The organism is Novosphingobium fuchskuhlense, from assembly GCF_001519075.1.
GTDB lineage: Bacteria > Pseudomonadota > Alphaproteobacteria > Sphingomonadales > Sphingomonadaceae > Novosphingobium > Novosphingobium fuchskuhlense.
Map to the genome: position 1 here is coordinate 927,651 of NZ_KQ954245.1, position 14,977 is coordinate 942,627.

The 14,977-nt window shown below is 66.7% G+C and carries 9 protein-coding genes; 4 read left to right on the plus strand and 5 right to left on the minus strand.

Annotated elements, in window-relative coordinates:
* Positions 1–21 precede the first annotated feature (21 nt).
* Genes AQZ52_RS13815 through AQZ52_RS13830 form a run of 5 tightly spaced genes read right to left on the minus strand, consistent with a single transcriptional unit; the run spans position 22 to position 4,718 of the window.
* Entirely contained in the window at positions 22–1,011 is a 990-nt protein-coding gene (locus tag AQZ52_RS13815) for an NADPH:quinone reductase (protein WP_067911853.1), read from the minus strand.
* A complete protein-coding gene (locus AQZ52_RS13820; RefSeq protein ID WP_067911856.1) occupies positions 1,011–1,808 on the minus strand; it encodes an SDR family oxidoreductase in 798 nt (265 codons plus the stop codon). The genes AQZ52_RS13815 and AQZ52_RS13820 overlap by 1 nt, the downstream gene beginning before the upstream one ends.
* A 28-nt stretch (positions 1,809–1,836) precedes the next feature.
* Complete coding sequence (cydX, locus tag AQZ52_RS18200) at positions 1,837–1,953, minus strand: cytochrome bd-I oxidase subunit CydX (RefSeq protein WP_082697968.1); 117 nt, start codon at positions 1,951–1,953, stop codon at positions 1,837–1,839.
* Positions 1,954–1,967: 14 nt separating this feature from the next.
* Positions 1,968–3,116: a cytochrome d ubiquinol oxidase subunit II gene (gene cydB, locus AQZ52_RS13825; protein ID WP_067911859.1), complete on the minus strand. Its 1,149-nt coding sequence runs from the start codon at positions 3,114–3,116 to the stop codon at positions 1,968–1,970.
* A 12-nt stretch (positions 3,117–3,128) separates the two neighbouring features.
* On the minus strand, positions 3,129–4,718 hold the full coding sequence (locus tag AQZ52_RS13830; RefSeq protein WP_067911862.1) for a cytochrome ubiquinol oxidase subunit I: 1,590 nt from the start codon (positions 4,716–4,718) through the stop codon (positions 3,129–3,131).
* Between the two features lie 84 nt (positions 4,719–4,802).
* Between AQZ52_RS13830 and AQZ52_RS13835 the strand changes: the two genes are divergently transcribed.
* From AQZ52_RS13835 to AQZ52_RS13850, 4 genes are all read left to right on the plus strand, one after another.
* Entirely contained in the window at positions 4,803–6,335 is a 1,533-nt protein-coding gene (locus tag AQZ52_RS13835) for an ATP-binding cassette domain-containing protein (protein ID WP_067911864.1), read from the plus strand.
* A gap of 50 nt (positions 6,336–6,385) precedes the next feature.
* On the plus strand, positions 6,386–7,942 hold the full coding sequence (locus AQZ52_RS13840) for an ATP-binding cassette domain-containing protein (RefSeq protein WP_067912242.1): 1,557 nt from the start codon (positions 6,386–6,388) through the stop codon (positions 7,940–7,942).
* A gap of 451 nt (positions 7,943–8,393) precedes the next feature.
* Positions 8,394–12,446, plus strand: a complete 4,053-nt coding sequence (locus tag AQZ52_RS13845; RefSeq protein ID WP_067911867.1) for a multicopper oxidase domain-containing protein — start codon at positions 8,394–8,396, stop codon at positions 12,444–12,446.
* Between the two features lie 27 nt (positions 12,447–12,473).
* Entirely contained in the window at positions 12,474–14,819 is a 2,346-nt protein-coding gene (locus AQZ52_RS13850; protein WP_067911869.1) for a calcium-binding protein, read from the plus strand.
* The last annotated feature ends 158 nt before the right edge of the window (positions 14,820–14,977 follow it).

Here is a 14,977-nt window from a genome sequence, read left to right on the forward strand (position 1 = left end):
AGCCCGCCGCCTCGTCAATCGCTAAACGCAAGGGATCGTGATCACAGTGTTGCCGATCAGCGTGCCGGACTCGACCGCCTCGTGCGCTCTGGCACTCTCTGAAAGATCGAATGTCGCGGCGATGGCATGGTTGAGCGCGCCCTGCTCAAGCGCGTTGGTCAGCCGCCTGATCACCTCGGCGCGTTCCCGGCCAGACAGCAGATAGACCAGCAGCATGCGCAAGCTCACATGCCTGAACATCAGCGGATAGAACGGCAACTTCGGCTCCGCATCCGCCATCGAGCCATATGCCGCAATAACTCCGCCCTCGCCGATCACGGCGGAGGTGACTGAAAGATTGCCGCCCAGTTCCACCTCGACCACCCGGTCGACCGGTTTGCCGTGGTTGGCCGCAAGGATCGCTGCCGCGACCTCGCCCTCGCGGTAGTTCACCACGGCATGGGCCCCCGCCGCCTCGGCCGCGCGGGCCTTTTCTGCCCCGCTGACCGTCGCGATCACGCGCGCGCCGCCCCACCGGGCGAGCTGGATGGCATAGTGCCCGACGGCTCCGGCACCGCCGGTCACCAGCACAGTCCGGCCAGCAACGTCGCCATCGGCGAACACAGCATGGCAGGCGGTCGAAGCCGGAATGCCAAGGCAGGCCCCCGCCTCGAAGCTCGTGCGCGCCGGGAGCGGCACGGCCTGCTCCTGCGGGAGGCAGACGTGTTCGGCACACGTGCCGAAGGGCCGCCTGTATGCCGCGTTCCACACCCAGACCCACGACCCGATCCGCGCGGACGAAACACCCTCACCCACCGCATCGATCTCGCCCGCACCATCCGAATGCGGAATGACGCGCGGAAACGCTATGGGCCCGCGCAGCCCCGCGCGCGATTTCACATCGGAGGGATTGATACCCGAGGCCCGCAGCCGCACGCGCACTTCGCCCGGGCCGGGGTGCGGCGTCTCCATTTCACCCAGCCGCAGCACAACTGCCGCCGGGCCCGTTTCCTCGTACCAGACCGCGCGCATCAGGCCTCCATATCCAGCGACAGGCTTTCGGTATGCCCATCGATCGCGAGGGCCTGCCCGGAGATGCGCGCCCCTGCCGGCGACATCAGATACTGCACCATCGCGGTCACGTCTCCCGCCGTCGCAAAAGTGCGCAGCGAAGTCTGCCGCTTGTACTCGTGCTCGACCTCCGCAACTGTCAGCCCCCGCTCCGCCGCGTCGGCTGCGATGACCCGGTCGATCCTAGGGCCCTCCACGCTGCCCGGGCAGATCGCGTTGACGCGGATGCCCTCAGGTCCCAATTCCATGGCCAGAGTCTTGGTCAGGCCGATGATCGCCCACTTCGTCGCCACGTAGGGGCCCCGCAGCGGGCAGCCGAACAGACCGGCCGTCGAACTCATGTTGATGATCGCGCTGCCCGGCGCCCGGCGGCGCAGCAGCGGGATCGCGCCCCGCGTCATCAGGAATGTTCCATTGAGGTTGACACCGACCGTTTCATTCCAGCCGTCCAACGGCTGGTCTTCCAGCCGCGCGGTCGGTCCGGCGATCCCGGCGTTGTTGACAAGAAGATCGATGCCCACGGCGCCCTTCGCGGCAAGATCGCCTTCGATCCACGCATAGAAGCCTTCCACCGAGGCGGCATCGCTGACCTCGCACACGCGCGCGGCCAGGGTTTCGCTGCCTGATCCCAGCGCCGCAATCGCCGCAGTGTCGCGATCACCGGCATAGACCCGCCAGCCATCGGCGCAGAGCGCTTTGGCGATGGCGAGACCGATGCCGCTCGCCGCGGCCGAAATGACGGCTATGCGCCTGTCCATGCTGTTTGCCCCTCCCGCCTTGCCGCATTCAATCGTGCACGGTCCGGTCGCCGGCTTCGTCCGAATGGAACTCGTGCCAGATGCCGTTAAGGATCGCTACGCTGACGGCAAGGCCTAGGCCAAGGATCCACGCAAAATACCACATCGATTGGTTGTCTCTCAGTAAAGATCGGGATTGAGGCGCACTTCCTCGGCCCTCACCCGGCCGAACATCACCCGGTAGGCCCATGTGGTGTAAGCCAGCACGATCGGCAGGAACACAAGCACCACTACCAGCATGATGAACAGGGTCAGTTGGCTGGACGAGGCGTTCCAGACCGTGAGGCTGGACGCGGGATCAATCGCGCTTGGCAGGATGAAGGGAAACATCGAAAGCCCCACCGTCGCGATGATCCCCGACACTGCGCAGGCAGATCCGACAAAGGCCAGCGCATCGCGTCGTCCGCGCAGGCCGGTCAGCGCAACCACCGGGCCAAACAGGCCGAGCACCGGCGCGGTCATCATCCAGCGGTGCTCCGCAAAGTTGTTCAGCCACGCACCCGGCGCCGTCACCGCGCGGGCCAGATGCGGGTTGGAAGGCCCACCCGTATCAACCGCCTCGGCCATGCGGAAACCGAGGCCGCCCCAGGCGACACAGGCCCCGCCCGCGGCAAACAGCGCCACCGCCGCCAAAGCCGCCACCGCGCCGTACTGCCGCGCCCGATGCTGCACGGGTCCCGGCTCCAGTTTCATCGCCAGCCAGCCAGCACCGTGCATGACCAGCATCGCGACGGACAGCAGACCCGCCAGCAAGGCAAACGGGCTGAACAAACCCAGGAGGGAGCCTTCGTAGAACGTGCGCAGATTGCCATCCAGGCGGAACGGCGCGCCCAGCAGCACGTTGCCCACCGCCACACCGAGAACCAGCGCCGGCACCAGTCCGCCTGCAAACAGCGCCCAGTCCCACCGCGCCCGCCACGCCGGATCGGGCCGCTTCGAGCGATACTTGAACCCCACCGGCCGCAGGATCAGTGCGGCGAGCACGAGAAACATCGCGAGGTAGAAGCCCGAGAAGCTGACGGCATAGACATAGGGCCATGCCGCAAAGATCACGCCGCCACCGAGGATGAACCACACCTGGTTGCCTTCCCAGGTTGCACTCACGGTGTTGATCACCATGCGGCGCTCCAGATCGTTGCGAGCGACGAACGGAAGCAGCGCCATCGCGCCGAGATCGAACCCGTCGGTGAGGGCAAACGCGATGAGCAGGACGCCGATGAGCGCCCACCAGATCAGCCGCAGCGTCTCGTAATCAAGCGGCACCGCCATCGCGCCTCTCCTTCATTCGGCCGGGACGCTGTGGAACGGGCTCGGCGTTGCCGGAGGCGGCACCGGGTCGCGCCGCGGCTGCCACGGCGTATAACCTTCCGGGCCCTTACCGATCGCCGCCAGCATCAATCGCACCTCGATCACCGCCAGCGTGCTGTAGAGCAGCGTGAAGCCCGCGATAGTCGTCCAGATCTGTGCGGTCGTCAGGCTCGATGCGCCGAGGAAGGTCGGCAGTACGCCATCGACGGCCCAGGGCTGGCGCCCGATCTCTGCAACCATCCAGCCCAGTTCGATGGCGATCCAGGGCAGCGGGATCATCAGGACCGCCGCACGCAGGAACCACTTCGCGTCGAACCGGCGTGTATTCGCCATGATCAGTGCCGCCGCGAAGAAGCCGATCAGGAGGAAGCCGATACCCGCCATGCCCCGGAACAGCCAGAACAGCACGGGCACGTTGGGCACGGTGGACCAGGCCGCCTTGTCGAGCGCGGTACTGTCCGCCTCGCGAGGGTCCGCCACATAGCGCTTCAGCAGCAGGGCGTACCCGAGATCGTCCTTTGCGCCCTCGAACTGCGCGCGCGCGGCCATATCCCGGGGGTTCACCTTCAGTTTTTCCACCGCGTCATAAGCGACGAGCCCGTGCTCGATCCGAAGGCGGGCATGGGCGACGAGCGGATAGATCCCCTCGACCTGCCCGGTCAGGCTGCGCGTGCCGATGATGCCAAGGATATAGGGAATCTTCACCGCCCAGAGCGTTTCGCGCCCTTCGTTCGAGGGCAGGCCAAACACCGCGATCCCCGCCGGGGCAGGTTCGGTGTGCCATTCTGCCTCGATCGCCGCGAGCTTCATCTTCTGGTTGTCTGTGAGCGTGTAGCCGCTTTCATCGCCCAGCACGACGACCGAGAGCGCCGAGGCAAGGCCGAAGGCTGCGGCCACGGCAAAGCTGCGCTTGGCGAGTTCCAGATGCCGCCCCTTGAGCAGGTACCAGGCCGAAACGCCGAGCACGAACACGCTCGCGGTCACGTAGCCCGCACTCACGGTATGAACGAACTTGGCCTGCGCGACCGGATTGAACACCACGTCGTAGAAATTCGTCACTTCCATGCGCATCGTGATCGGGTTGAACGCTGCGCCGGTCGGATGCTGCATCCAGCCGTTGGCGATCAGGATCCACAGCGCCGAGAGGTTCGAGCCCAGTGCGACCATGAAGGTCGTGAGCAAGTGTTGCCGCGGGCTCAGCTTGTCCCACCCGAAGAACATCATCCCCACGAATGTCGCCTCGAGAAAGAAGGCCATCAGCCCCTCGATCGCCAGCGGGGCACCAAAGATGTCGCCCACATAGTGCGAGTAGTACGACCAGTTCGTCCCGAACTCGAACTCCATGGTGAGGCCGGTCGCCACGCCCAGCACGAAGTTGATTCCGAAGAGCTTGCCCCAGAAACGGGTGATATCCCGCCAGATCGGGCGGTCGGTCATCACATAGACGCTTTCCATGATGACCAGAATGAACGACAAGCCGAGCGTGAGCGGCACGAACAGGAAATGGTACAGCGCGGTCAATGCGAACTGCAGCCGGGAAAGCTCCACCACCGCCATATCCATCGCCTGTGTCCTTTCGCGGGCCGGGCGTATCGGCGCGCCCGAGTCTGGCACTGCCGCTGGCGACCGAATAAACGAATCCCGCATATGAGGATATACAAAGCGGCGGGCTTCGCCTGGACATCAGATATCGCCGGAGCCGCCATCTTTGCCTGGGGTCTGGCCAGTGCGCTCGAGGCAAGGCTGGCGGGGGGCACCATGGCCGTCATGGCGAGTGGCTGTGCGCTGATGATGCTCGGCGGCCTGCTGCGACTTGCCAGTCAGGTTGGCGCGCAAGTGCTGGGCTTCGACGAAGGCCGTCTGCTGGCGCAGGCGCGCCGCGCCGAGCTTTTCCCGCGCCTGCTGGCCTTGGCTGGCCCGTCCGGCCCGGCACTCGGAGCGACAGCCACGCTCGGGATCGATCATATCGCCGCCGAGCAGGCCCGCGCCGCGCGCTTCGATCCGGTACGCCAATCCGCGACATCGGCTCCCCTGCTCGTCGCCGCGATCGTCGCGTTGCAGAGCTGGGTCGCGGCACTGATCCTTCTCGCGACGCTGATCCCCTTCGTCATCGGCATGATCTTCGCCGGCGGGGCAGCGCGGCAGGCGGCGGACCGACAGATGGCGGCCATCACCGCGCTGTCGGCGCTCTATGTCGACCGTATCCGCCACTTGCCGATCATCCGCCATTTTGCCGCAGAGGACCGGATCGCACGGGCCGCCGGCCGCGCGGCGCAAGACGTTGCCGCGCGGACCATCGCGGTGCTGCGCGCCGCTTTCATTTCGAGCGCGGTGCTCGAATTCTTCGCGGCGCTGAGCGTTGCGCTCGTGGCGGTCTATTGCGGGTTCAGCCTGCTTGGCCTTCTGCCATTTCCCGCAATCGAAGTGCTGAACTACCGCTCTGCGCTCTTCGTGCTCGTGCTGGCACCGGAATTCTACCTCCCGATGCGCCGGCTTGCCGCGGCCTACCACGAAAAGCAGTTGGGCGAGGCGGCGGAAAAGGCGCTGGCCGACCTGCCCCAGCCTTCGCAGCGCCCTGCCCGCGCCGCGTCGGTGCTGCTGCGCGGCGTGATCGTGGAATGGCCGGGGCACCGCATCGGCCCGGTGAGCCTGGAACTCGGCGCGCAGGGCCTCGTCTGCATCACGGGCCCCACGGGGAGCGGCAAGACCAGCCTGCTGGCCGCAATCGCCGGACAAGTCGCGCCCAGCAAGGGCGCGATTGCCACTTTGCCGGCCGAGGCCATTGCCTGGGCGGGGCAAGTGCCGCTGTTGCTGCCGACGACGCTCGGCGACAACTTGCGGCTCGGAAAACCCGAGGCGGATGATGCTGCGGTGACCGTAGCGGTCAGCGCGGTGGGCCTCGACGCCCTCGTCGCGCGGCGCGCCGAAGGATTGAACACCGCAATCGACCATCACGGTGCATGGCTTTCCGGTGGCGAGCGGCGGCGACTGGGACTTGCCCGAGCGCTGATCGCAGACCGCGCGCTGCTGCTGGCGGACGAGCCGACAGCCGATCTCGACAGCGCGAGCGCGGAACGGATCATCGCGCTACTCACCTCGGAAGCCAGGCAGCGCGCCATCATTGTCGCGACGCACGACGAGCGTCTGGTTGCGGCCGCCGACACGGTGATCGCGCTGTGATCGGGGCGCACTTCCCCCTGCAGCTGCCGCCGGGCGTGCGAGGCCGCATCATGCTTGCCTTCATGGCGGCGCTCGCGGCCGGCATTGGCGGGTTGGTGCTTCTGGCGGTGTCGGGCTGGTTCCTGACTGGAGCAGCCCTTGCCGCTGGGAGCGGTGCGGCGGCCATCGCAGCGTTCAACTACCTGATCCCGAGTGCGGCAATCCGGGGGCTTGCAGTCTTGCGCACGGCCGCGCGCTACGGCGAGCGGCTGTGGTCGCATGAGGCGGCGCTGCAAGCGTTGGCGGAGCTGCGCGGAACCTTGTTCACGCGGCTGGCCCATGCCGACAGCCGCAACGCCCCCGACCTTGCAAGCGGCGATGCAAGCGCGAAGCTGATCGGAGACATTGCGGCGCTGGAGGATCTCGTGGTGCGCAGGCCCGGGATACCGGCAGCGGCGGGCACCGTGCTGGCGGGTCTGGCGGCGGTGGCGCTGGCCGGATGGCTCGCCGCATTGACCTATATCGCGGTCATCGTCCTGCTGCTGGCCCTGCTCGCGGTGCTGCCGCAGCGGCTCAGCACCGCGCCGGCAGCCGAAGCCGCAGCGGCGACGGCAGCGCTCCGGCGCATGCTGGTGGACTATGCCGCGGCACGGAGCGAGATCATCACCTATGGTCTCGCGCCCCGGGTGACCGCGCTGCTCGTTGCCGAGGCAGACCGGATCGATACGGCGCAGCGGCGACTTGCACGGATCGAGGCGGCAGGCGGCGGGCTGCTGATCGCCGGCAGCGCGCTTGCGGCGGCGGCGACCTTGCTGGCCAGCACCGCTTCGACCCCGATCACCGCGCTGGCGGTTCTGGCGGCAAGTGCGAGCGTCGAGGCGGTCGCGGCCATTGCCCGCACGGCTTCGCGCGAGGCGGCGGTGGCCGAGGGCATCGCGCGGCTGCGCGTGCTGCTCGCCCTGCCCGCCTTTGAAGCTCCCTCCCCGGCAGTGACCGCCGTGCCGCCGGACGCCGCGCAGACGGTTGGCCTTGGCACCGCGACGTTTGCACCCGGGAGCCGCATCGCGCTGACAGGCGAATCCGGTTCGGGCAAGACGCGGGTGCTCGAGGCGCTCGCGGGGATGCGCGTGCCGGCGCACGACCTGACGCTCGACGGCAGGCCCCTGGCCATGCTGCCGGCTGCCGCGATCCGCACCCAAGTTGCGATCGCGCCGCAGGAACCGATGCTGCTGGCGGGGAGCGTGGCCGACAACCTGCGGCTGGCCCGGCCCGGAATCGACGCAGAGGCGATGGAGCGCGCGCTGCGGACGGCGCAGCTGTGGGAGCGGATCGCGCGGATGCCGCAAGGGCTTGATACGGTGCTGAGCGAGGACGGGGGCGTGCTTTCGGGCGGCGAGCGCAAGCGCCTTGCGATCGCGCGGGCGCTGCTGGCCGAGCGGCCCTGGCTGCTGCTCGACGAGCCGACCGAGGGTCTCGATGCCGGCACCGAGGAAGCGCTGGTCGGAGCGCTGCGGAACTGGCTGGGCGTCCACGGCACTGGCCTGATCATCGCCTCGCACCGGGCCGCGCCGCTCGGGTTGGCGGATGTCGAAGTGGCGGTGGCCGCGATCCCCCGCGCGGCAGGTTGACACAGTTGACACTGTTCTGAGCAAAAACCCGGGGCTTCCCCCGGTTTCGGCGCCAACCACGGAAACATGGCCTGTTTCTTACCGAATAACCGCCTCGCGATGACGACGACCGAGGTGAGGAAGGACAGCGCGCGCCGCGCAAAATTCCAGTTCAAAAAGCGGCTGTGCGATGCGCCCAAGGGCCGCAGTAGGAAAGTGCATTAACCATAACGCGCTGGCCCCGAGCCCATCCCCGAATACAAATCTGTCCCAAATTAGTACAGATTCGCGTTGGAGTAATTATATATACTTATTTAATGCCCCAATTGTCTAATCACTGGTGCTTATTGAACTGGTAAATGAACTGTGACAAAGGCTTTCCGGGCGGTGGAATCAGGTAGAACTATTACTTGATTCGATTTATTTTGGAAAATCCACTGGCCTCGCAGCGATTTATTTCAGGGGCCATATAATGAGCGCGTTTTTTGAGCAGGTCGGACCGATAACGTTTGCCAACGACCTTCCGAAGCCGGCAGTTGTTTCTGCAGTTTCTGGCGGTCGATTCGGCCTCAAAGCGGTTCAGATTCAGACTGATGTCGGCCTCGGCTTCGGTGCGGCGACCACGATGTGGGTCTACGAACTGGTCGACCCCGTGACCGGCGAGCCGATCGATGCCGTCACGCTCAAGCCCACCGCCAACCCGGTCTACAACCCGACGCTGCTCACGCAGGCCAACACCCCCATCTCGCTGGTCTGGAGCAATGGCCTCCCCGCAGGCCCGCATATCCTGCCGGTCGACCCGACCCTGCTGATGTCGATGGGCCCGAACCCGGCTGCGAACGCCTTCCTGCCCCAGCTGGTCGCGCACCTGCACGGCGGCCACACCGCCGCGATCTACGACGGCTATCCGAACTACGTGAAGCTGCCCGGCGAAAGCACGACTTATCGCTATGACAATTCGCAGCAGGGTTCGCTGATCTGGTACCACGACCACACGATGGGCCTGACCAGGCTCAACGTTTATGCCGGGCTTGCCGGCGGCTACCAGCTGACCGATGACAACCATGCCCGTCTGGTGGAGATGGGTGTGCTGCCGGCCGTGCTCGGCGCGAACGACACAACCCTGTTCATCGCGGACAAGGCCTTCACCACCACCGGCGGGCTCTATTACCCGGCCGGCAGCGGCGATGTGCTTCCCGGCACGGCGGATACGGTCGATTCCGTGCTGCCGGCCGACTACGCGACGCTGGGCGGCCAGTTCCCGACCGCGGTGCCGGAGTTCTACGGCAACGTGATCACCGTCAACAACGTCGCCTGGCCGCATTTGAACGTGGCCAAGGGCGATGTCGAATTCGAGCTGCTCAACGCCTCGGATTCGCGCATCTATATTCTCCAGCTCGACAATCCCTACGTGAAGGTGACCCTGCTGGGCGTCGATGGCGGCCTCCTGCAGAAGCCGGTCGTGCTGATCAACGGCGATGGTGTGCAGGATCCGAACGAGCAGATCGTGTTCGCCCCGGCAGACCGCTACCAGCTGCTGTTCAACTTCGACAACGTGCCGACCGGCACGGCCGTCCACCTCATCAACACCAGCGCGGCCTACGAACCGTTCAAGGGCTTTGCCCCGGACGGAACCCTCGCCGGCGGCGTCGTTCAGGCGACGGCAGCCGACCCCATCAGCCAGATCATGGAATTCCGCGTCGACGGCACGCTTCCCGCGTTCCACACCACGCTGACGCCGGACACCGTTCTCAACCCCGGCTTCACGCCGATCCCGGAAAGCGCGGCGACAACCACCCGCAAGCTGGGCCTGTTCGAATATGCCGACGAGTTCGGCCGCATCATGCCGGTTGTCGGCACGGCTGAAAACACCGTGGACCAGTTCGGCAATCAGGTGGCGGCCGGCGGCCTTGGCTACATGACCCCGGTCACCGAGATCGTCCACCTGACGAACGGCACCGGCTCGGTCACCGAAGTCTGGGAATTCTACAACGTCACCGCCGACGCGCACCCGATCCACATCCACCAGGTCGAGTTCCAGGTGCTGGGCCGCTACCAGCTGACCGTGAACGATGGCACCAGTGCGGGCGATACCAACGGCGACGGCGTGGTTCTGCGCGGCGAAGACAACTACAACAACGACTTCGGCGCCGCGATCCCGCTGGAAGCAACCGATGAGGGACCGCAGGACACCGTGTGGCTGGCCCCCGGCGAGGGCATCAAGGTGATCGCCACCTTCGACCGCCCCGGCGACTATGTGTGGCACTGCCACATCCTGAGCCACGAAGACCACGACATGATGCGCCCGTTCAAGGTGATCGGCATCGGCGGTGACTTCACCGGATCGGCCACCGAAAACGGCGCGGCGACCACCGGCCTCATGGAGATCGGCCGTGCCGACCCGATGAAGCAGGGCTTCATTGCCGGCACCTTCACCGGCTCCGCCGGGCTCGGCAGGCTGACGCTCGCCGGCAATCTGGTGATGCCGGACGGCATGGCCATGCCCGCGGACAACAACGGCGAGTGGAGCTATGTCACCACCGCCGCCGCCGATGCGCTGGCGCAGGGCGAACATGCGACTGACGTCGTCACCATCTCGGAGATCGATGGCACCACCCATGCCGTGACCATCGACGTTGTCGGCGTCAACGATGCGCCGGTGGTTGCGGGCGCGGTCAGCCTTTCCGGCCAGTTTGCGGCAGCACGGCTGATCACCTCGGCCGAACTGCTCGGCAAGTCGAGCGACGTCGACCACGGCGCGGTGCTGGCAGTGACGGGCCTCACGGCCAGTGCGGGCCAGCTCGTCGATCAGGGCGATGGAACGTGGCTCTACTACGCCGTACCGGGCTCGGCGGCGAGCGTTAGCCTGAGCTATCAGGTAAGCGATGGCATTGCCGCTACGGCAGGCAGCGCGACGCTGGCACTGACAGGTGCGGCGCTGGTGCAGGTAAACGGCACAGCGGCGGCAGACAAGCTGACCTTGGCCGGAGCCGGCGTGCTGAACGGCCTTGCAGGGAATGACACCCTGACCGGCAGCGCCGGTGCAGACACCATCACCGGCGGCGCGGGCGCCGACGTGATCAGCGGCGCGGCGGGTGATGACCGCTTCGTGGCCGCTTCAGGTGACGGCATCGACAGCTACAATGGCGGTGCCGGGATCGACACTTACGACCTTTCGGCAACCACAGTGGCCGCTGCGGTCAATCTTGCGCTCGGCGCTTCTGCCAGCACACAGGCAGGTGCGGACCTGCTGAGCGGGATCGAGAACGTGACCGGCGGATCGGCGAACGACACTCTCTCCGGTGATGCGAATGCCAACCGCCTCGTGGGCCTTGGCGGTAATGACACGCTTGTCGGCGCAGGTGGCAATGATACGCTGATCGGCGGCGCAGGTAACGACACGCTCAACGGCGGCGCTGGCACCAACACCATGAACGGCGGTGCGGGCGACGACATCTATGTCGTCAGCAGCGCAACGGACGTTGTCAGCGAGGCGGGCGGCAGCGGTATCGATCAGGTGCAGGCGAACGTGACCTGGACGCTGGGTGCGGATATCGAAAACCTTGGCCTCACCGGCACGGCCGCGATCAACGGGACGGGCAACGCGCTGGCCAACCTCATTGTCGGCAACGCGGCGGCCAACGTGCTCACAGGCGGGGCCGGCGACGACACGCTGAGCGGCGAAGCCGGCAACGACACGATCGACGGCGGCGCCGGGATCGACGCGGCCGTCTATGCGAGCGCCACGGCAGCCGTGGTGGTCAACCTTGTGACCGGCAAGGCGACCGGTGCAGCAGGCTCCGATACGCTGATCGGCATCGAGAACGTGGTCGGCGGCGCGGGCGCGGACACGATCACCGGCGATGCGGGCGCGAACTTCCTCAATGGCGGCGCGGGCAATGACGTGATCGGCGGCGGCGCGGGCGACGACCTGCTGCTCGGCGGGCTTGGCAACGACACGCTGACCGGCGGCGCGGGGATCGATACCGCAAGCTATGAGACGGCGACGGCTGCGGTCACGGTCAACCTCGTCACCGGCAAGGCGACCGGCGGCGCGGGCAGCGACACCCTGGCGCAGATCGAGAACGTGATCGGCGGCGCGGGCAATGACGTGATCACCGGCAATGCCGGGGCCAACACGCTGCTGGGCGGCGCGGGCAACGACCGTCTGATCAGCGGCGGCGGTGCGGACATCCTTGCCGGCGGCAAGGGCGCGGACACGTTCGTGCTGGCGGCAGGATCGGCCACCCCGCCGGTGATTGCCGACTTTGCCAAGGCGGATGGCGACAAGATCGAGCTTTCGCTCGCGCTCTTCGCCGGCATCGGCACGGCAGGCCAGCCACTGAGCGCGGCAGCCTTCGCGCTCGGCAACCAGGCGCTGCAGGCCGATGATCGGATCATCTACGATCACTTCACCGGCGCGCTGCTCTATGACGCGGATGGCTCGGGCAGCGGGGCGGCCGTGCTGATCGCGCAGCTTGCCAACCATGCGGCGCTGACGGCAACCGACTTCGTCCTCGTCTGACGCAGCACGCAGCCCGGAAAGCCCATCATGGACCTGCAGCCAATCGGTGCCGAATTCGGCGTACCCGGTGTGACCGCCTTCGACCAGATCAACCCTGCGTTCAGCTGGGGCGAAGGCGGGCATGGTCTTGCGGTATGGCAGGACTGGAGCGGGACGCTGGGCGACCCTTCGGGCACGAGCATCAAGGGCCAGCTCGTGCAGATCGACGGCACTCGGCTGGGTGGCGAGTTCCTGATCAACAGCGAAACCGCCAAGAGCCAGGGCTGGCCGAGTGTGGCGCGGCTGGAGAGCGGCGGCTACATCGTGGTGTGGCAGGACCTCAGCCGGACGCTGGGCGATGGCAAGGGCGCGAGCGTCAAGGGGCAGCTGCTGGGCGCGAATGGCGCGAAGATCGGGGGTGAGTTCCTGATCAACACCAGTGTCAACGGCGACCAGTTCCTGCCGCAAGTTGCGGCGCTGAAGAGTGGCGGCTTTGCCGTGTGCTGGAACGATGCCGGGCTTTCGGGCGCGGACACCAGCGGGCTGGCGGTGCGCGCGCAGGTATTCGATGCAGCGGGCGCGAAACAGGGCGGCGAAATGCTGGTCACCAGCCAGACGGCAGGGAACCAGTCCGCGCCGGTGATTGCGGCACTGGCTGGCGGCGGGTTTGCCGTGGCCTGGCAGGATGCAAGCGGCACGCTGGGCGACGCAGACGGAGCCAGCATCAAGCTGCAGCTGTTCGACGATGCCGGTGCGCGCGTGGGGGGCGAACTGCTGGCCAACACGGCGACGGCCGGGAACCAGACCCTGCCAGCGATTGCAGCCCTGGCCGACGGCGGGCTCGTCGTGGCGTGGGAAGACCGCAGCGGGACCGGCGGCGATGCCGACGGGTCGGGAATCGCGGCGCAGATATTCGGCGCGGATGGCAGCAAGATCGGCGGCCAGTTGTTGCTCAACGGCGAGACGGGCGGCAACCAGACCGCACCGAGCCTTGCGGCGCTGGGCAATGGCGGTTTCTATGCCGCGTGGAGCGATGCAAGCCTGACGGGCGGCGATATCGAAGGCACCGCAATCAAGGCGCGCGGGTTCGACGCGGCCGGTGTTGCGGCAGGCGCTGAAGTCCTCGTCAACACCTCGACGGCCGGCAACCAAAGCAACGCGGCACTGGCCGCAGTTGGCCCGGAGGGTGTCATCGCGCTGTGGGAAGATCGCGGCCCCCGCAGCGGCGCCACCCTCAACAACGCGGTGGATATCAACGCGCAATTTCTGCTGGCAGCCGATGCGGCGCCGGTGATCCTGATCGCGCCGCAGGATGCAGGCGGCTTCCACGTGGCGGAAAACCAGCGGCTGGCGACGACCATCAAAGCCTGGGACGCGGACCCGCAAACGATCCTCTCGTACCGCATCAGCGGAGGCGCGGATGCCGCGCTGTTCCTGATCGATCACGCCTCGGGCAAGCTGTTCTTTCGCGCGGCCCCCGATTTCGAGAACCCGGCCGACAGCGGCGGCGACAACGTTTACGATGTGACTGTGTCGGTATCCGACGGAACCCACAAGGCAGCGCAGGCCATCCGCATCGTGGTGGATGACGTGGCCAACGAAACCCTCGTTGGAACGTCGCAGGCCGATTACCTGCTGGGCGCAGGCGGCAACGACGTGCTGAAGGGCAAGGCCGGCAACGATTCGATCTATGGCGAGGGCGGAAACGACCTGCTCGACGGCGGGGCCGGCGCAGACCACATGGAGGGCGGCGAAGGCAACGACACCTTCATCGTCGACAACGTGCTTGATCACACCCACGAGCACGCCAACGAGGGCACCGACACGGTCCGCGCCTCGGTTAGTTTCCTGCTCGATGAATATGTCGAGAACCTGGTGCTGACGGGTACCGGCGCGATCGGGGGACGCGGCAACGAACTCGACAACCTGATCATCGGCAATGGCGCTGCGAATATACTGATCGGTGCGGAGGGCAACGACCGGCTCGCGGGTGGCGGCGGAGACGACACGCTTTCAGGCGGCGCGGGCCGCGATCTGCTGACCGGCGGCGCGGGGCGCGACACGTTCCTGTTCGATTATCTTCCGGCGGGCAACAACGAGGCCGACAGGGTCACCGACTTTTCACTGGCCGACCACGACAGGCTGCGCTTTGGCCGCAGCGCATTCGGCGGTTTCGGCCATACCGGCGCGCTGACTGCGGACGAATTCCACAGTGCCGCCGGTGCGACAGGCGCGCATGATGCCAGCGACCGGGTGATCTACGACTCGGCAAGCGGCAAGCTGTTTTACGACAGCGACGGCATCGGCGGCGCCGCGGCCGTGCTGGTGGCGGTGCTGGGCACCGGCTCCGCGCATCCCAATATTACCTATCAGGATTTGCTGATAACTGCCTGATCCGGGCCGTCGGTCCGGACATGCAACCTGCCTCTGCAGGCAGGACGACGGCGCCGCATGTGCGTCATCCCCAAATACTTTCCGGCAGCTCGCCGCCCCGGCAAACCCGGGCGCGGCGGGCTTTACGTGCGTTTGGGAGCGCCTTTGCTCAATTTTCA

Excerpts from the sequence above, each read along its gene's own strand:
- cydX (WP_082697968.1), bottom strand. The coding sequence starts at position 1,953 with ATGTGGTATTTTGCGTGGATCCTTGGCCTAGGCCTTGCCGTCAGCGTA.
- AQZ52_RS13830 (WP_067911862.1), bottom strand. The coding sequence starts at position 4,718 with ATGGATATGGCGGTGGTGGAGCTTTCCCGGCTGCAGTTCGCATTGACC.
- AQZ52_RS13840 (WP_067912242.1), top strand. The coding sequence starts at position 6,386 with ATGCTTGCCTTCATGGCGGCGCTCGCGGCCGGCATTGGCGGGTTGGTG.
- AQZ52_RS13815 (WP_067911853.1), bottom strand. The coding sequence starts at position 1,011 with ATGCGCGCGGTCTGGTACGAGGAAACGGGCCCGGCGGCAGTTGTGCTG.
- AQZ52_RS13845 (WP_067911867.1), top strand. The coding sequence starts at position 8,394 with ATGAGCGCGTTTTTTGAGCAGGTCGGACCGATAACGTTTGCCAACGAC.
- cydB (WP_067911859.1), bottom strand. The coding sequence starts at position 3,116 with ATGGCGGTGCCGCTTGATTACGAGACGCTGCGGCTGATCTGGTGGGCG.
- AQZ52_RS13835 (WP_067911864.1), top strand. The coding sequence starts at position 4,803 with ATGAGGATATACAAAGCGGCGGGCTTCGCCTGGACATCAGATATCGCC.
- AQZ52_RS13850 (WP_067911869.1), top strand. The coding sequence starts at position 12,474 with ATGGACCTGCAGCCAATCGGTGCCGAATTCGGCGTACCCGGTGTGACC.
- AQZ52_RS13820 (WP_067911856.1), bottom strand. The coding sequence starts at position 1,808 with ATGGACAGGCGCATAGCCGTCATTTCGGCCGCGGCGAGCGGCATCGGT.